A 17,902-nucleotide genomic window follows, 5' to 3' on the forward strand; every position below is an offset into this window, starting at 1 on the left:
CGCGGATGTCCTCAGGGGGTGCGGTGGGCGGAGATGGTGAGTCGCCAGGCGACCTCGCCGGCGGCGGGAACCACCGCCGCGTCGGACGGGCCGGCGTCGGCCAGGTCGAAGGCGGCGCCGAGCATCGGTTCGACACCGACACTGCGGTAGGGGCCGTTGGCCGGCCAGCCGCCCAGGTTGCGCCAGAGCGCGGTGCTGCGGGGCTGGTCGGCGCAGTCCAGCTCCAGGGTCAGCCGGTCGGGGCCGTCGATCACCTGAACCCGGGGGCAGTCGAGCAGCACCGCGCCGAGCGCCGTCCCGTCGTCGGGGCCGAGAGTGTCCATCGTCAGCCCGGCGGGGGCCGGCCACGCCCCGGTGAGCCACGGGGCGTCGGTGGGCCAGGCGCCCGTCGGCAGGAACGCGGCGGCCTCCGGGTGCAGCCGGGTCGGCGTGCCGGCGGGTGCGTCGAGGTGGGCCGCGGGGGACAGGTCGAGCAGGGCGTGCGCGGCCCAGACGAACCGGTGACCAGGGTCGGCGGCCAGTCGGTAGTCGGCCACCACCACCCCGCCCTCGTCCGTGATGCGGCGGCTCAGGGTGAACGTCCGCCGCTGGATCACCAGTGTGCCGGGTCCGGCGCTGCGCCACGGCCGCGACCACACCTCGCCGTGGTCCGGTCGACCGCGCACGGTGGGCAGGCACTCCTCCAGGCCGCCGGCGTCGACGAACGCGTCGTCGGGGCGTACCTCGTGGCGGCCGGGCTCTGGGCCGCGCCACAGCCATTCCCGGCCGCCGCCGCGCAGGCTGGTCCACCGGCCGCCGTGCGCGGCGTCGTACGCCACGCGCAGCGGCACCGGCGTCGCGCCGGTCACCATTCCGCGAACGACCCGTCGGCGTGCTGCCAGACGGGGTTGCGCCAGGTGTGCGGGGTCTGCGCGGCCTTGCGGACCGCCGTCTCGTCCACCTCGATGCCCAGACCGGGCCGGTCGAAGCGGGCGATGTGCCCGTCCACGAAGCGGAACGGCTCCGGGTCGATCAGGTAGTCCAGCAACTCCGAGCCGGCGTTGTAGTGGATGCCGATGCTCTGCTCCTGGATCAGGAAGTTCGGCGTCGCGAACGCCACCTGGAGGCTCGCCGCCAGGGAGATCGGGCCGAGCGGGCAGTGCGGGGCGAGCAGCGCGCCGTACGTCTCGGCCAGCGCGGCGATCCGGCGGACCTCGGAGATCCCACCGGCGTGCGACAGGTCCGGCTGGACAACGGCGACTCCGGCCTGCAACGGGGCGAGGAACTCGGATCGGCCGTAGAGCCGCTCACCGGTGGCCACCGGGATCGGCGTGCTGGCGACGATGTCGCGCAGGTGGTGGGCCTGGTCGGGCAGGACCGGCTCCTCCACGAAGAACGGGCGCAGGGAAACCAGCTCGGGCAGGATCCGGCGGACCGCGGCCATCCCGGCCCGGCCGTGGAAGTCCAGCGCGATGTCCCGGTCGGGGCCGAGCACCTCGCGGGCGGCGGCGACGCGACCGACGACCGCGTCCACCTCGGCGGAGGTGGGAATGGGGGAGAGCCGCCCGCAGGCGTTCATCTTGACGCCGGTGAGACCGGCGGCGACCTGCGCGGCGGCGGCGTCGGCCACCTCGTCCGGCTCGTCCCCGCCGATCCACGAGTAGACCCGCACCCGGTCGCGCACGGGCCCGCCGAGCAGCGCGTGCACCGGCGCGCGGTACGCCTGCCCGGCGATGTCCCAGAGTGCCTGGTCGAGGCCGGCGACCGCGCTGGAGAGAATCGGGCCGCCCCGGTAGAAGCCGCCCTTGGTGAGCACCTGCCAGTGCTGCTCGATGCGCAGTGGATCGGCGCCGATCAGGTATTCGGCGAGCACCTCGACGGCACTGCGCACCACTTCGGCGCGCCCCTCCACCACCGGTTCGCCCCACCCGACCAGGCCGTCGTCGGTCTCCACCCGGCAGAACAGCCACCGTGGCGCGACCAGGAAGGTCTCGATCCGCTCGATCTTCACTGACTGCCCCTTCGTCCCCGTGCCTTCTCGACGTCGCGGACGGCCTTGTCCAGCAACCTGCGCATGGCGGTCTCGGCCGCCGTCTCGTCCCGTTCGCGCAGCGCGTCGACCACCGCGCGGTGGCTGGGTACCGGGTCGTCGTGCGCGTCACCGCCGTGCACCAGCCGGTCCCGTTCGGCGAGCCCGGTCTCCATCACCACCTCCATCCGCTCCAGCAGCTCGTTGTGGGTGGCGGCGAGCAGCGCGCGGTGGAAGGCGAGGTCCGCGGCGATGGCGGCGGCGGGATCACCGTTGGCGTCGGCCATCTCGGCGAGTGCCCCGTCGAGGGCGGCCAGGTCGTCCTCGCTGGCACGGGTGGCGGCCAGTCGCGCGGCGGCGGGCTCGATGATGGCGCGTACCTCGTGCAGCTGGTCGAGCAGCCGCTGGTCGGTGCCCTCGGCGAACTGCCAGCGGATCACGTCACCGTCGAGCAAATTCCAGTCCGAGCGGGGCCGCACGAAGGTGCCGCGCTTCTGCCGGGCGTCGACGATGCCCTTCGCGGAGAGGACCTTCAGCGCCTCGCGGAGCGCCGTCAGGCTGACGCCGAACTCCTCCTGCAACGCGACGATGTTCAGGGTCGCGCCGGCGGCGATCTCACCGGTGAGGATGCGACGGGCGATCGCTTCGACGGTCTGCCCGTGGACGCCGCGGCGTGCGTACTGTGCCAATGCTCCTGGCCTTTTCGCTGGTCGGTATCGATCTCTCAGGCCGAGGCTTTCACCGCTGTCCAGCCACCGTCCACCACGAGGCTCGCGCCGGTGATGTAGGCGGCGTCCGGTGAGGCGAGGAAGGCGACTGCCGAGGCCACCTCGTCGGGCGTGCCGAAGCGCTTCGCCACGGTCTCGGCGACGCTGCGCTGCCGGTCCTCTTCGGACACCTCCGCCCAGGCCCCGGTGAGGATGGGCCCGGGCAGCACGGTGTTGACCCGCACCTGCGGGCCGTACTCCACCGCGAGTTGGCGGCCGAGCGCGACCAGGCCGCCCTTGGCCGCGGCGTACGCGGGCCGGCCGGGCAGCCCGACCAGCGCGTGTACCGAGGAGATCAGCACCACCGCTCCGGAGCGGGCCCGCAGGTCGTCCAGGCAGGCGCGGACGCCCAGGAACGAGCCGGTGAGGCTGACGCCGAGCTGGTCGTCCCAGGACTGCCGGCTGGTCTCGTGGGCCGGAGCGACCTGCACGGCGTACGCGGTGCTGACGAGGATGTCGATCGGGCCGAGGCTCGCTCGTGCCGCCGACACCGCAGCCGCCCAGTCGCTCTCCTCGCTGACACTGCCCATTACGGACAGTGCTCGGTGACCGACGGCGGTCAGCTCGTCGGCCAGCGGGGTCGGATCGTGGACGTCGAGCAGTGCGAGCGCTGCACCTTCGGCGGCCAGTCGCCGGGCGATGGCCGAGCCGATCCCGCCCATAGCGCCAGTGACCAGCGCGTTCTTGCCTTCAAGCCGACGCATAGGCTGATCCACCTGACCCTCGCCTTGATCTCATCTAATCATTAATTACGAAGATATCTTGACAGTCGGCGACGGCCGATGCAACCTTCTCGTCACAGCATTCACATGGACGACACACTGCGCAGTGACGCTGCGTGTCGTAGAGGAAGGGATACCTCCGTGAGCGACTTCGACCCCGGTCGCCGGCGATTCCTTGGTCACCTTGGGCTCGCCGGGATGGGCGCGCTCGGCGCCAGCTCGTTCCTCAGCGCGTGCGCCAGCTCCGCCAGCGGGCCGACGACGAGCAACGGCTCGGGCGCGGTCACCATCCAGTCCAACCTCTCCTCGCCGCAGGCCAAGGCCGCGATGGAGAAGCTGATTGAGACGTTCAACGCGCAGGGCAAGGGCACGGCGAGCCTCAACACGATCGCCTCGGAGACCTTCCGTACCCAGCTGCCGACGTACCTGACCTCGGCGAACCCGCCGGACCTCTACACCTGGTACGCGGGTTCGGTCGCCAACGACTACGCCAGCAAGAACCTGCTGCTGGACGTGTCCGACGTCTGGAAGTCGCTGGGCGACTACCCCCAGTCGCTGCGCACCCTCTCCACCGACGCCAGCGGCAAGCAGATCTTCGTGCCGATGAACAACTACTGGTGGGGCTTCTTCTACCGCAAGTCCAACTTCGCCAAGTGGGGCGTGCAGGAGCCGAAGACCTGGACCGACTTCCTGGCGCTGTGCGAGACGCTGAAGAGCAAGGGCATCCCGCCGATCGGCATCGGCCTCGGCGACACCCCGTGGGTGGCCTCGGCCTGGTTCGACTACCTCAACATCCGGATCAACGGCGCGCCGTTCCACCGGGAGCTGCTTGCCGGCCAGCAGCGCTTCGACGACGCCAGGGTCAAGGCGGTCTTCACCCGCTGGCGCGAGGCCCTGCCCTACTTCGATCCCAAGGGCAAGGCGTACCCGTTCCAGGAGGCGACGACCGCGCTGCTGGCCGGCAAGACCGGCATGTTCCTGATCGGCACGTTCTTCGCCGACGCGGCACCCAAGGACGCCCTCGGTGACCTGGACTTCTTCCGGTTCCCGATCATCGACCCGGCGGTGCCACTGGCCGAGGAGGCCCCGACGGACGGTTTCTTCGCCAGCGCGAAGACCGCCAACCCGACCGGCACCAGGGCACTGCTCAGCTACCTCTCCGGGGTCGAGGCCCAGGAGGCGTACGTCAAGGCCAGCTCCGGGATCGTCCTGCCGGCCAACCCCAGGGCCAAGGCGTCCGACTCGCCGCTGGTGGTCAAGGGCAAGGCGATGCTCAACGAGGCCAAGGAGCTGACCCAGTTCTTCAACCGCGACTCCAGCGACGCACTCCAGCCGACCGCGGACACCGCGCTGACCAAGTTCATCGACAAGCCGGACCAGATCGACGCGATCCTGCGGGAGTGGCAGGCCGGCGCCGAAAAGGTCTTCAAGGGCTGACGTGACAGCAACGATTTCCACGACCTCGGTCATCCCCACCCGGCGACGGCGACGGTCGGCTCGACTGTCGCCGCTGCTGGTGGCGTTCGTCCTCGTGCCGTTCACGGTCGAGAGCATCTGGGTGTTCTGGCCGGCGCTCCAGGGATTCTGGTTCTCCCTCACCCGCTGGGACGGCATGTCCCCGCCGACCTTCGTGGGCACGGACAACTACGTCGAGCTGGCCGGTGACGCCACCTTCCGGGGCGCCCTGGTCAACACGGTGATCTGGCTGGTGCTCTTCGGCGGCCTCTCCGTGCTGGGCGGCTTCGGCATGGCCCTGGTCCTGCAGAAGGAGCGGCGCTGGGTCGGCTTCTACCGGGCCGCGCTGTTCACCCCGGTGGTGTTCTCACTGGTGGTGACCGCGCTGGTCTGGCGGGTCTTCTACCAGCCCGACGGCATCGCCGACACGCTGCTGCGGGCCGTCGGCCTGGAGCACCTGATCCGGCCCTGGCTGGCCGACCCGCAGACGGCCCTGTACGCGGTGATCCTGCCCGCCCTGTGGCGGCAGATCGGCTACGTGATGGTGCTCTTCCTGGCCGGGCTGAAGGCGATCGACCCGGCGCTGCACGAGGCGGCCCGGATGGACGGCGCCAACGCCTGGCAGCGGCTGCGGCACGTCACGATTCCCCAGCTCAAGGGAGTCAACGCCGTCGTGCTGTCGGTCATCGTGATCGATTCGCTGCGCTCCTTCGACATCGTCTGGTCGCTGACCAAGGGCGGGCCGTACCACTCGTCGGAGCTGCTCAGCACCTACATGTACTCGACCGCGTTCCAGAGCCTGCGGCTGGGCTACGCCTCCGCGATCGCCGTCGTGATCTTCGTGCTCGCGCTGGCCGTCATCCTCGGTTACCTGGTCCGCGCGTTCCGGGAGGAAGCGTGATGAACAAGCTCCGTACCGGGGCCTTCCACACCGGCATGATCCTGCTCTCGCTGCTCTGGCTGGGTCCGGTGCTCTGGGTCGTGGTGATGTCCACCCGGTCGTTCGACGACATCGCCGCGCACGGCGTGGGCAGCCTGCCCCGCTCGTTCACGCTGGACACCTACCGGCAGGCGTGGACCGACGGCGGCGAGCTGCGCGCTTTGATCAACAGCATGTTGGTCACCGTCCCGTCGGTGGCGTTGAGTCTGGGGCTGGCCGCGATGGCCGCGTTCGCGCTGAGCCGCTTCCGGATCCCCGGCCGGCGGACCATCCTGCTGCTGATGCTCGCCGGCAACCTGCTGCCACCGCAGATCCTGCTCATCCCGGTGGCCAAGTTCAGCGAGCTGACCGGCCTGTACGACACGCTCTGGGCGCTGATCGCGGTGCAGGTCGGCTTCGGGCTCGGCTTCTACACCTTTGTTCTGCACGGCTTCATGCGGGACCTGCCGGGCGAGATCCAGGAGGCGGCCACGATCGACGGCGCCGGCACGGCGCAGATCTTCACCAGGGTGATGCTGCCGCTGACCCGACCGGCTCTCGCCGCTCTCGGCGCGCTGTCCTTCACCTGGATCTTCAACGACCTGCTCTGGGCGATCACCGTGCTGCGTACCGACGACAACATGCCGGTCACCCCGGCGCTCCTGGCGCTCCAGGGGCAGTTCGTCTCGTCCTGGAACGTGATCGCCGCCGGCACGGTCATCGCGGCCGTCCCCACCGTCGCGGTCTTCCTGCGCTTCCAGCGGCACTTCGTCTCCGGCCTGGCGCTCGGAGCGGTCAAGTGACCGCCGCGCCCGGGCAGCGCTGGACGCTGCTCGGTACGCACACCGAGTACACCGTGACCGTGCCGGCGCACGGCCGCTGGCTGGAACTCGTCGCGTGGGGGCCGCACGGCGTCTCCGACGGGCCGTCGCCGGTCGCCTACGACGGCCCGGTGCCGTTCCTCACCGCCGGGGACGCCGCACCCATCGAGTACGCCACCGACGCCGACCGGCCGTTCACCGGCGCGGACCTGGTGGTGGAGACCGTGACCGGGCAGCGCCGGGTGGGCTTCACGCACACCGGCGTACGGGTCGACGCCGACCAGCGGGAGCTGGCCGTCGACTTCGCGGACCCGGTCACCGGGCTGCGCGCCACCGTGCACTACCGGGTGCCCGCCGGCACCGACGTGGTGCAACGGTGGATCGAGCTGACCAACGACGGCCCCACCCCGCTGCGGGTGGTCCGGGCCGGGTCGGGCGGCTTCTGCGTACCGACGCCGCACGGCGCGCTGCTCAGCCACCAGTGGGGGCAGTGGGAGCAGGAGTTCCAGCTCTCCCACGTAGAGCTGGGTCACGGCGCCTTCAGCATCGGAAGCTCCCAGGGCGTACCCGGGCATCTGCACGTGCCCTGGCTCGCCGTGCGCGACGCCGCCGAGCCGGCCGGTCCGGCCTGGGGGATGGCGTTGGCCTGGACCGGTTCGTGGGAGATCAGCGCCGAGCGGGACACCGGCGGGCTGACCCGGGTCCGTGCCGGCCGTCAGCTGGTCGACGGCCCGCTGGCGCTCGCCCCCGGCGAGGTGCTGACCCTGCCGGTGGTCACCGGGGCGTACAGCCCGGACGGCCTGGACGGGCTGGCCCGGGTCTGGCACACCCACCAGCGGTTGCTCGCCGCCGACCGGCTCACCCCGCGCCCGGTGCTCTACAACTCGTGGGAGGCCACCTACTTCGCCGTCGAGGCCACGAGCCAGCTCGCACTGGCCCGGATCGCCGCCGAGCTGGGCGTCGAGACGTTCGTGGTGGACGACGGCTGGTTTGTCGGCCGCGACGACGACACCGCCGGGCTGGGTGACTGGACGCCCGACCCGGCGAAGTTCCCCGCCGGGTTCGACGCGTTCATCGCCGACGTCCGCGCACTCGGGCTGAACTTCGGCCTCTGGGTCGAGCCGGAGTGCGTCAACCCGAGGTCGACCCTCTACGCCGAGCACCCGGAATGGGTCTACTCCGTCGACGGTCGGCCGCTCACGCCCGTACGCAACCAGTACCTGCTCGACCTGGGCCGACCGGAGGTCGCCGAGTTCGTCCACTCCACCGTGGACGGTCTACTGCGCCGGTACGCCATCGACTACCTCAAGTGGGACTTCAACCGGCCGCGCACCGAGCCGGGCCGGCCGGGCGGTGTCGGTCCGCTCGACCTGGACGGTGCCCACGTCGCCAACCTGCACCGGATCTACGAACGGCTGCGCCGGGACCATCCCGGTGTGCTGATCGAGGCCTGTGCCGGCGGCGGCGCGCGCACCGACCTGGCGATGGCCGCCCGCGCCGACGTGTTCTGGCCCAGCGACAACACCGGCCCACTCGACCGGCTGGCCATCCAGTACGGCTTCCTGCACGCGAACGCCCCACACCTGCTCAGCTCCTGGGTCACCGACGCGCCCGGCCTGTTCGACCCCCGACCGCGCTCGCTCGCGTTCCGCTTCGTCCTGGCGATGGCCGGTGTGCTCGGCATCGGCGCGGACATCCGGGCCTGGACTCCCGAGGAACGGGCCGAGGCAGCCGGCTGGATCGCCCGGTACAAGGAGATCCGGGACGTCGTCACGCACGGCGAGGTGCACCTGATCGGTGCACCCGACCAGGCCCGCTGCGCGGTGCAGTACACGGCGCCCGACGAGCGTTGGGTGGTCGTCCTGGCCTGGCACACCGGCCGGCTCGACGGCACCGGCCTGCTGCCGTCGCGCCCGGTGCGGCTGCCGCTGCGCGGCCTCGACCCGGCCGCCCGCTACCGGCACGGCGACCGGCACTACTCCGGCAGTCACCTCGCCGCGGTCGGCCTGCCCGTGCAGTGGAGCCCGACCCATGACGCCGACCTCATCGTGCTCACCCGCGACTGAGGCCGGAGCACCACCACCCCACCCCCGAGGGACAGGAGTACCTCCATGCGCCTGAACCGACCGCTGACCGCTGCCCTGGCCGTGCTCGGCCTGGGCCTGGCCAGCCCGACGCCGGCAATGGCCGGCCCACCCCACGCCGACCCACCCCAGGTCGGCCACGGGCCCGGCCGTCCCGGCCAGGCCCCGGCCGCGACCGGCGCGGAGGACCAGGGCGCCCCGACGTTCTTCAACAGCGGGCTCGCCCCGACGCCCTACCAGGGCTGGAACACCTACTTCGGTCTCGGTGGCGATCCCACCGAGGCCGAGGTCAGGTCGGTCACCGACCACATGGTCCACAGTGGCCTGCGAGACGCCGGCTACACCTACGTCTGGATCGACGGCAACTGGGCCGCGCCCACCCCGCGCAACGAGGCCGGCCAACTCGTCGCCGATCCCGCCCGCTTCCCCGGCGGAATGGCCGCGCTGGCCGCGTACATCCACAGCAAGGGCATGAAGGCCGGCATCTACACCGACGCGGGCCCGTACCTGCCGGGGCAGTGCGGGCTCGGCAGCAACGGCCACTACCAGGCCGACGTCGCCCAGTTCGCCGGCTGGGGCTTCGACGCGCTCAAGGCCGACTGGCTCTGCGGCCGGGCCGCCGGCCTCGACCCCGAGGCCACCTTCCGTGAGCTGGCCGAGGCGGTACGCCAGTCGCCGAGGCCGATGCTGCTCAACATCTGCAACCCGGTCAGCTCCGACTGGGGTGGCGGCCCGTACACCCCGGAACAGCTCTCCACCTGGAGCTACACGTACGCGCCCACCATCGCCGACTCCTGGCGGACGTACACCGACGTGGGCCTCACCGACCCGAGCCCACAGTGGGCGTACCCGTGGGTGCTGCGCAACATGGACGTCAACGCGTACCACCCGGCGGCCACCGGGCCGGGGCACTACAACGACCCGGACTACCTGCTGCCGATGCGCCCGCTGCCCGGCGGCGGGTACGAGTTGAGCCTGGACGAGTCCAAGACGCAGCTCGGCATGTGGGCCATCATGGCCGCGCCCCTGGTGATCGGCTCCGACCCACGTGGCCTGCCGGCGGAGATGATCTCGGCGTTGACCAACCCGGAGATCATCGCGGTGGACCAGGACCCGCTGGTCCGACAGGGCGTCAAGGTCGCCGACACCGGCACCGACGCGCAGGTCTGGAGCAAGGTGCTCACCGGCTCCGGCAAGCGGGCCGTCGCGCTGCTCAACCGGCACGACACCGCCCAGCAGATCACGGTGACCTTCGCCGACGTCGCGCTGGGCGGGTCGGTGCGCGTCCGTGACCTGTGGTCCCGCACCGACGTGGACGCCCAGCCCGGCACCGCCGGAGTCCAGCCGTTCACCGGCTCGTACACCGTCGAGGTGCCGGCGCACGGGGTGGCCATGCTCGGCCTGACCGGCACCGACCAGGTCGCCGGCGTCGACCTCGGCGGCACCGCCAGCGCCAGCCCGGCGCTGGTCCGGGTGGACGACACGCACGCCGCCGCCTTCGTCCGCGACGCCTCCGGCGCACTGGCGGTGAACACCCGCGCCGGCGCAACCTGGGGCACCGGCTGGACCTCGCTCGGCGGCCCGGTCGGCGGAAGGATCCTCGGCCAGCCATCCGCGTACGGCTCCGCCGGTGGGCGACTCGACGTCTTCGTCCGTGGCACCGACAACGCGGCCTGGCAGCGCAGCTACACCAACGGAAAATGGGGGCCGTGGCGCAGCCTCGGCGGCACGGTGACCGACGCGCCCACGGTGGCCTGGACCAGCCCGACCCAGTGGACGCTCGTCGCCCGAGGCGCGGACGGCAAGCTCTGGTCCCGTACCCCGGGTGCCGGCTGGACCGGCGTGGGCGCTCCCGAGGACCGGCCGTTCTACGGTCGGCCGAGCGCGGTCGTCGACGACGCGGGCGTCCTGCACGTGGCGGTCCGCCGCCGCACCGACGAGGTGTGGTGGAGCAGCCGGACCGGCACCACCTGGTCGGCGTGGACCAACCTGGGCGGCACCACCAGTGGCAGCCCGACGCTGCTCGCCACGGCGGGTCGGGTCTACCTGTTCTCGATGGCCGCCGACAACCGTCTCTGGCAGCGAAACCTGGCCGACGGTGCCTGGGGTGGCTGGTTCCGGCGCGGTGAGTTCGCGACCGACGCGTTCCGGGGCGCGCCCGGGGCCGCCGCCGGTGCCAACGGCAGCGCCTGGCTGGCCGTACGCGGCGTGGACGACCGGGTGCACCAGATCGTCCTCTGATCCACGGTGGCGGGCCGTCGCTGGGCGGTCCGCCACCCCACACCAGCCCGGCCAGCTCGGGCGGGGTCGGCCCCCGCACCCGGCGCATCTCGGCGTCTCGGCGTATCGGCCGTATCGGCGTCTGGGCGTGTCGGCGTCTGGGCGTCTCGGCTCAGGCCGGGACGAGTTCCCGGCAGCGACGCAGGGCGGCCAGGGCGAGCGGCGCGTCGCGGCCCGCGATACCGGCTTCCAACTCGGCCACCGCTCCCGCCGCCCGGGCCGGGTCACCCGCTGCGGCTGCCGCCTCGGCCAGCACCAGCACCGCCTCGGCGGCCCACGCCAGGATGCCCTTTCCGCGTACCAGTGACAGCGCCTCCGTGGCGTGCCGCACCGCCTCGTCCGGCCGCCTCGCCAGAGTCGACCGGGCCAGCGCCGAGAGTGCCTGCACCAGCGGCCAGATCGCGCCGACCCGCCGGGCGTCGGCCACCACCTCCCGCAGCGCCCGTTGGGCAGTCTCCACCTCGTCGGTGTCGACGGCGGTACGGGCCGACACGGTCGCCAGCTCGACCCGTGCGTCGAGCAGGGTCACCGGCATCCGCTCGGCGGTGACGACCAACCGGGCGAGCCGCTCGGCCAGCCCGTCGAGCCGCCCGGCAGCCCGGTCCAGCGACAACTCGGTGACCTCCACCAGGGTCGCCAGCCGCTCGTACCCGGTCTCGTCGACCAACCCCCGGCCCGCCGCCAGAAGCGCCTCGGCCTGCTCCGGGTGGCCGGCGTGCAACGCGCCCTGCGCCCAGTTCAGGCAGGCTCGGGCATGTTCCCGGGGCCGGTCGGCCAGCTCGGCGGACGCCCGCAGCTCGGTGATGATCGACCAGGCCGCGGGGTCGCCCACCTCGATCAGCAGCGAGGTGCGGGCGATGCGGACCGCGAGGTGCGCGGCCGGGTCCCCGCTGGCCGTGGCGGCGGCCTCCGCCTCCCTACAGCGGGCCAGGTGGTCGTCGACGTGCCGGCCGACGACGGTGTCCGGGGCCGCCAGCACCGCGAGCGCCGGTGCCTTCCGGCGTGGTGCCCGCAGGTACGGCACGGCGCGCTCGATCTCGGCGTACCCGCGCAGCGCCTCGCCCTGCTGACGCAGCATCCGCCCGAGCACCAGGCCCAGCTCGCCCCGAGCGCCGGGCGGTAGCCTGCGGTCGGCGAGCAGCCGCTCCAGCACCGGGATCGCCTCCGCCTGGCTGAGCCCGTCGATGGCCGACCGGCCCAGTTTCGCGGCGAGCCGAACCCGTACCGGGCGGGGTAGCTCGGCGACGTCCATCGTCTGGAGCAGGAAGCTGGCGGCGGTCGCGTCGTCGCCGCGCTCGGTGGCCAGGTCGGCGGCCGCCTCGGCGTTGCGGACGAAGTCGGCACCGCTGCCGGCCCGGCGGTAGTGGTGCGCGAGCTGGGCGACCGGCCTCGGCAGCTCCTGTTCCAGCACCCGTGCCACACGCAGGTGCAGCCACTCCCGACTCTCCCGCGGCACCAGGTCGTACACCACCTGTCGGGCCAGGTCGTGACGGAAGCGCAGGCCGTCACCGCCGTCGTGCAGAAGGCCGGCCCGATGGGCGGCGGTCAACGCCGCGCCGATCGTCACCCGGTCCAGGTTGAGCACCGAGGCGAGGATGCGCTGATCCGGTGCCATTCCCAGCACGGCGGCGGCAGAGAGCACCTCCCGGGTGGCCTCGTCGAGTGGGCGCAGCCGCCAGAGCAGCACGTCCCGCAGGACGAACGGCACGCTGTCGTCCGCCAACGGGTCGCCACCCCGCTCGGCGAGCGTCCGCAGCACCTCCTCGACCACGAACGGGATGCCGGCGGTCCGGTCGAGCAGGGTGGCGGTGAGCTGCTGCGGCGGGTCGGCGAGCCGCAGGGTCCGGGCGGCCAGCCGGCGTACGTCATCGGCGTCCAGCGGGCCGAGCGGGACGCGGGTGACGCTCCACGGCGGGGTTCGGGCCAACGCGTCGTGGATCGGCGTACTGCCGTCCGGCGCGGCCGTGCGTGCGGTCAGCACCACCGCGAGCCCGTCCACCGGGTGCGTGCTCAGGTAGCCGAGGAACTCGCAGGTCGCCGGGTCGGCCCAGTGCAGGTCCTCGAGCAGCAGGGTGGCGGGGCTCAACGCGGCCAGCACGGCGGCGACGGCCCGCAGCAACCGGTGTCGTTCGGCCGCCGGGTCGGTCAATGGGGGCGGCGGCGCGGGCAGCGCGTCGGCCAGCTCGGGCAGCAACGGGGCGAGGGCACCGGCCACCGGGCTGATCGGGCTGAGTGGGCCGAGTCGGTTGGCGCTGCCCCGGATGGCGTCCAGCAGTACGCCGAGCGGGAAGGGCTCCGGCACGTCGTCGCACTCGCCGACCAGGTGGTGCCCGGGAAGTTCGGCAAGTAACTCGGCGACCAGCCGGCTCTTGCCGATTCCGGGCTCGCCCTCCAACAGGACCAGGCACGGCGGGGCTTCGGCGAGCCGGCGTAGCTGGGCGAGTTCCTCCGCTCGTCCGACGAACTCGACGGGTCCACGCAGACGTTCGGGGCGGACGGGAGTTGGGCCCCCGCCGCCCCGCGTCTTGTCCCCGTCGCCGTCGATCACCGTGGGGCGAGCAGATCACCTCTGCCCGAACGGACGGTGGGCCGGCGGACCGACGGTGACCTGAGTCACACGCCGGCCGCCGGCCCCGCTGGCACCGTCAGGACTGGACGGTGACCGGCACGGTCTTCAGCGAGCCGTCCCCGTTGCGGAACTCCAGCACACCGAGGTAGCGCAGTCCCGGAGCGAGGCCGAACCAGCGCAGGGTCAGGTTCGCCGTGGCGCCCGGCTGCACGCTGCGCTGCTTCGGGTCGACGGTGAACCGACCGGTGGAGGTGCCCGGCGCGCCCGGCAGGTAGCTGGTGAGGGTGTACGCGTTCGTGCCCTTCGGCATGTTCTCGGTGAACTCCTGCTCGACGACCACGATGTAGTCCCCGGCGCCGTCCGGCAGCGTCACCTTCGCGCCGTCACGACCGCTGACCGTGGCGGTGACGAACTTCCCGGCCCTGTCGTAGACGTTGAGGCTGAACTCGGTGCACTCCATCACCCCCTCCTCGTCCTCCCAGTCGATGTGGGAGCAGGTCGGCCGCTCCGACGTCACCTGGACGAGCGGGCTGCGGGTGCCGGCCGGCACGTGCAGGGTGGTCCTGCTGATCGACGCGGGCAGTGGCACCGGCAGGTTGTCCGACGTGCTCCAGTCCCAGCTCGGCCCGTCCCCCTGGAGGGTGACCACAGTGCTGGTGCCCGCGGTGAGCCCGGAGAGCTGAGAGATCAGCTGACCCTTGTAGCCGATCTCGGCGGCGATCCGGGCGCTGCCGAAGGTGCCCTTGCCGGTGATGGCGTCGGGAGCGACCAACCCGGAGTTGTGGACGACCAGTGGGCTGCGTACCTCGTGCTTGAACTGGTCGCGCCAGGTCAGCGAGCCGTCGGCCCAGGTGTCGAACGCGCCGCCGGTGTTGGTGACCTCCACGCTGAAGCGGGCGCTCCCACCCGGACGGATCTGCATCTTCGCCGGCGTCACCTTGACCTTGTAGCCCGGCGGGGCCTGCACCGACGAGGTGTAGGTGCTGGTCTTGTCGCTGACGTTGGTGACCGTACGGGTCACGGTCTGCTTGCCGACCATCCGGCCCAGCGAGATCGACGGGTAGTTGAGCTGGGCCGTGTCGATCGCACCCACGGTGTCGCAGCCGTCCAGGTCGGCGAGCCCGTAGTCGCTGCCACGGTCGGCGGAGACCCCGCACAGGTACTGGATCCAGTCCCGCTGGTCGGAGTCGTAGACCAGGCCCGGGTCGAACGCGCCACCCGGCTTCACCTGGCCGGCGCCGTAGTTGAGCGGGGTGGCGTCGTACGTGCCGATCTTGATCGGGTTGCCCTTGTCGGTCCTGTCGACCGCGCTGGTCATCAGCGCGGAGCGCACGGCCGCGGGCGACCAGTCGGGGTGCTTCGCCAGCAGCAGGGCGGCGATGCCCGCGATGTGCGGCGCTGCCATCGACGTGCCCGACTCCAGGGCGAAGTCGTTCCCGCCGGCGGACGGGGAGAAGGCGGCCACGATGTCCTGACCGGGCGCGCTGATGTCCGGCTTGAGCAGCTCACCGGCGTTGAGGTTGGACGGGCCAGCCGAGGAGAACGCGGCGACCGCGGGGGCCTCGACAGTCTCCAACCTGCTCGGCGAGATGGTGGCCGTGGCGTTGCCCTTGCCGACGTACGCGGTGACAGTGGCCAGGTCGACCTCGTTGATGTGCACGGTCGGCACGGTCTGTACGTCGGCGTTGAGGGAGTTGAGCTCCTCGTTGTACAGCACCATGCCGACCCCGCCGGCCCGTGCCACCTCGATGCTCTTGTCGGTACGCGGGATCTCACCGCGCAGGCAGAGCACGATCGCGCCCTTGACCTTGGCCGGGTCCAACGTGTCGTCGGCGCAGAGGCCCGCGCCGTACGCACCGTCCGGGTCGAGCGCGCTGTCCTTCGCGAAGACCAGCCGGGTCGGACCGACACCGGTCTCGCCCATGCCCACACCCGCGATGGTCGTGCCGTTGCCGAGGGTGAGCTGCCGGGTGTTCTGCCGGTCGGTGGTGCTCGCGGCCACCGTGGTCAGCCACGGCGTCGAGTTGTCGACGGTGTTGGCGAACGGGCCGGAGTTGCCTGCGGCGGCGGCGACGAACACCCCGGCCGCGGCGGCGTTGAAGAACGTCGCGTCGACCGCCCCGAACCGCTCGGTGTCGTCACCGATCGAATAGTTGATCACGTCGACACCGTCGGCGACCGCGTCGTCGATGGCATGCACGATGTCGATGTCGGTACCGGTCGCACCGCCCGCACCGTTGTCGTACAGCGCCTTGTAGATCGCCAGGCGCGCGGCCGGCGCCATGCCGGAGATCATGCCCAGGTCCTGGCTGCCCGAGGTCGCCCGTACGCCGTGGTTGCCGGCCGCCGTGCTGGCCGTGTGGGTGCCGTGCCCGTTGCGGTCGCGAGGCGAGGAGTAGTCGTCCGGGAACGCGTCGGCGATGCCGCTGTCGTTGTACCAGCGGGCGCCGATCACCTTGTTGTTGCAGGTGACCGGTGCCTCGATGCCGGCGTCGCAGGTGCCCTTCCACTTGGCGTCGATGATGGCCTGGTCGGGGCGGGGGCTGGGCAGCGGCGCGAAGCTCGCGCTCTCCGGCCAGTAGCCGCTGTCGATGATCCCGACGATGACGCCCTCACCCGCGCGGGAGTCCCCGCCGAACTCCTTCTTCCACACCCCGCCCTTGCCGGTCAGGCCCAGGTAGTCGGGGGTGTGCGACGTGGCCGCGTGCACCTTCTGGCTCTCGTGGACGGCCCGTACACCTCGGGTGGCACGCAGCCGGGCGGCCTGCGGCCCGGTCAGGTCGGCGGCGAACCCGTTGAACGCGGTCTCCATCGTGACGCGGGTGCGATCGGCCGGAACGCCGACGCGGTCCAGCACCGACGTGCGCTGCTGGCGGAGATGATCGCGGTACGCCTTGGCGCTGCCCGACGTGCGGTTCAGCTTCGCGCCCTCGGCCGGCTTGGTCGCGGCGATGCCGGGGACACCGCCGGTGTAGGTGGCCAGCGGCTCCTCGTCGAGCTGGACGAGGTAGCGGGCGGTCGGTCCGCTACCTGCCGGCGCGGCGACGGCGCTGGCGGGCAGACTGGTCAGGCCGGCCGCGGTCAATGCCACGGCGGCCAGCATGCTGACCCCGCGCCTGGCCCGTCCGGTCCGATCTGCGTTCGGTTGTGGCACGTCGTTGCCTCCACGTTCGGTGCCGGCCGCCACGACTGATGACGGTGGCCGAAACCTAGGATCGGTATCGATCATCGAGAAGCACTCGTAACCTGGCTGTCATCTTGGAAACAAGCTCGTAACACAACGGGTACTTTGCGCGTCATTTGGTGCCGTCGGTTCGGGGTGTCCCATGCCATTGCGACGGTCTTCGGTGCCGTCGATCGATTCGGCCTTCGTGGTCTTCGGCGAGCAGGGCTCCGGGTGCCTGTCCTACGGGGTCGAGGAGGCGGGCCGGAGTTGGCTCGTCAAGACGGCCATCACGGTCGAGGGCAGAGCTTCCCTCCACCGGGCCTGCGCGGTGCACGCCGCAGTCCGCCATCACGTGATCGTCCGTCCAGTGTGGATGGCTTCACGGACCGGCCGGGCCGACGCTCGTCTACCCCTGGTACGACGGCGACCTGTTGAACCACGCGACCGTGCATGGCGCGGACCGCAGCGGGCTCACCCGGTTCCAGCAACTGCCGATGCCGCAGGTAGAGGCGGCCCTCGACGCGATCCTCGACGCCCATCTCGCCGTCAGCGCCGCCGGCCTGGTCGCGGTCGACCGCTACGACGGCTGCTTCCTGTACGACTTCTCCGCCGGCCGGATGCGGCTGATCGACCTGGACGAGTACCGACCCGGACCCTTCCTGCTCGACGCCGAACGGCTGCCCGGCTCGCGGCGCTACATGGCACCGGAGGAGTTCGTCCGCGGCGCGGTGATCGACGAGCGGACCACCGTGCACCTGCTCGGCCGCACCCTGCACCACCTGCTTGACTCACCCGAGGGCTGGCGGGGCAACGACGACCAGCGTCGTGTCGTGGACCGGGCGACCAGAGCTACCCCCTCCGCCCGCTACTCCGACGTGCCAGCGCTGGTCGGTGCTTGGCGGCAGGCTGGTTGCCGACCGGGATGCCCTTGTCGTCGTTCCGCGTCACCCTGATCCTCACCCTGGTGGCCTGGTGGCCTGGTGGCCTGGTGGCCTGGTGGCCTGGTGGCCTGGTGGCCTGGTGGCCTGGTGGCCTGGTGGCCTGGTGGCCTGGTGGCCTGGTGGCCTGGTGGCCTGGTGGCCTGGTGGCCTGGTGTGCGGGTATGGTCTGT

13 protein-coding genes are annotated in these 17,902 nt (G+C 71.9%); 7 read left to right on the top strand and 6 right to left on the bottom strand.

Translation table 11 applies throughout. The annotated features are described in order from the left end of the window. Positions 1 to 11: 11 nt before the first annotated feature. Genes LADH09A_RS14440 through LADH09A_RS14455 form a run of 4 tightly spaced genes read right to left on the bottom strand, consistent with a single transcriptional unit; the run spans position 12 to position 3,479 of the window. On the bottom strand, positions 12 to 851 hold the full coding sequence (locus tag LADH09A_RS14440; RefSeq protein ID WP_238645600.1) for a PDC sensor domain-containing protein: 840 nt from the start codon (positions 849 to 851) through the stop codon (positions 12 to 14). Further along, entirely contained in the window at positions 845 to 1,990 is a 1,146-nt protein-coding gene (gene dgoD, locus LADH09A_RS14445) for a galactonate dehydratase (protein WP_238645602.1), read from the bottom strand. The genes LADH09A_RS14440 and dgoD overlap by 7 nt, the downstream gene beginning before the upstream one ends. Next, positions 1,987 to 2,697, bottom strand: a complete 711-nt coding sequence (locus LADH09A_RS14450) for a FadR/GntR family transcriptional regulator (protein ID WP_238645605.1) — start codon at positions 2,695 to 2,697, stop codon at positions 1,987 to 1,989. Before LADH09A_RS14450 ends, dgoD begins: the two co-directional genes overlap by 4 nt. Before the next feature lie 35 nt (positions 2,698 to 2,732). Next, the gene (locus LADH09A_RS14455; RefSeq protein ID WP_238645606.1) at positions 2,733 to 3,479 is read right to left on the bottom strand and encodes an SDR family NAD(P)-dependent oxidoreductase; all 747 of its coding nucleotides are present in this window, start codon (positions 3,477 to 3,479) and stop codon (positions 2,733 to 2,735) included. 159 nt (positions 3,480 to 3,638) lie between these two features. Here LADH09A_RS14455 and LADH09A_RS14460 point away from each other — a divergent pair, with 159 nt between their 5' ends. Genes LADH09A_RS14460 through LADH09A_RS14480 form a run of 5 tightly spaced genes read left to right on the top strand, consistent with a single transcriptional unit; the run spans position 3,639 to position 11,017 of the window. Next, entirely contained in the window at positions 3,639 to 4,934 is a 1,296-nt protein-coding gene (locus tag LADH09A_RS14460) for an ABC transporter substrate-binding protein (protein ID WP_238645607.1), read from the top strand. A 1-nt stretch (position 4,935) separates the two neighbouring features. Next, positions 4,936 to 5,853 (top strand): carbohydrate ABC transporter permease, encoded by a 918-nt coding sequence (locus tag LADH09A_RS14465; protein ID WP_238645608.1) that lies wholly within the window; start codon positions 4,936 to 4,938, stop codon positions 5,851 to 5,853. After that, entirely contained in the window at positions 5,853 to 6,674 is an 822-nt protein-coding gene (locus LADH09A_RS14470; RefSeq protein ID WP_112581751.1) for a carbohydrate ABC transporter permease, read from the top strand. Before LADH09A_RS14465 ends, LADH09A_RS14470 begins: the two co-directional genes overlap by 1 nt. After that, on the top strand, positions 6,671 to 8,758 hold the full coding sequence (locus LADH09A_RS14475; protein ID WP_238645609.1) for an alpha-galactosidase: 2,088 nt from the start codon (positions 6,671 to 6,673) through the stop codon (positions 8,756 to 8,758). The genes LADH09A_RS14470 and LADH09A_RS14475 overlap by 4 nt, the downstream gene beginning before the upstream one ends. Positions 8,759 to 8,803: 45 nt before the next feature. Beyond that, the gene (locus LADH09A_RS14480) at positions 8,804 to 11,017 is read left to right on the top strand and encodes a DUF8189 domain-containing protein (RefSeq protein ID WP_238645610.1); all 2,214 of its coding nucleotides are present in this window, start codon (positions 8,804 to 8,806) and stop codon (positions 11,015 to 11,017) included. A 151-nt stretch (positions 11,018 to 11,168) separates the two neighbouring features. Here the strand turns inward: LADH09A_RS14480 and LADH09A_RS14485 are convergent, their stop codons facing one another. Next, complete coding sequence (locus LADH09A_RS14485; protein ID WP_238645611.1) at positions 11,169 to 13,604, bottom strand: ATP-binding protein; 2,436 nt, start codon at positions 13,602 to 13,604, stop codon at positions 11,169 to 11,171. Between the two features lie 97 nt (positions 13,605 to 13,701). Then, the gene (locus LADH09A_RS31665) at positions 13,702 to 16,716 is read right to left on the bottom strand and encodes a S8 family serine peptidase (protein WP_308194561.1); all 3,015 of its coding nucleotides are present in this window, start codon (positions 16,714 to 16,716) and stop codon (positions 13,702 to 13,704) included. 506 nt (positions 16,717 to 17,222) lie between these two features. Here LADH09A_RS31665 and LADH09A_RS14505 point away from each other — a divergent pair. Together LADH09A_RS14505 and LADH09A_RS14510 are read left to right on the top strand one after the other, a co-directional pair. Beyond that, positions 17,223 to 17,744, top strand: coding sequence for a protein kinase family protein (locus LADH09A_RS14505; RefSeq protein WP_238645612.1), 522 nt, complete (start codon positions 17,223 to 17,225; stop codon positions 17,742 to 17,744). After that, on the top strand, positions 17,720 to 17,902 hold a 183-nt coding region (locus tag LADH09A_RS14510), incomplete at its 3' end, for a hypothetical protein (protein WP_238645613.1). The genes LADH09A_RS14505 and LADH09A_RS14510, both read left to right, overlap by 25 nt.

The organism is Micromonospora cabrerizensis, from assembly GCF_022230955.1.
GTDB classification, from domain to species: Bacteria; Actinomycetota; Actinomycetes; order Mycobacteriales; family Micromonosporaceae; genus Micromonospora; species Micromonospora cabrerizensis.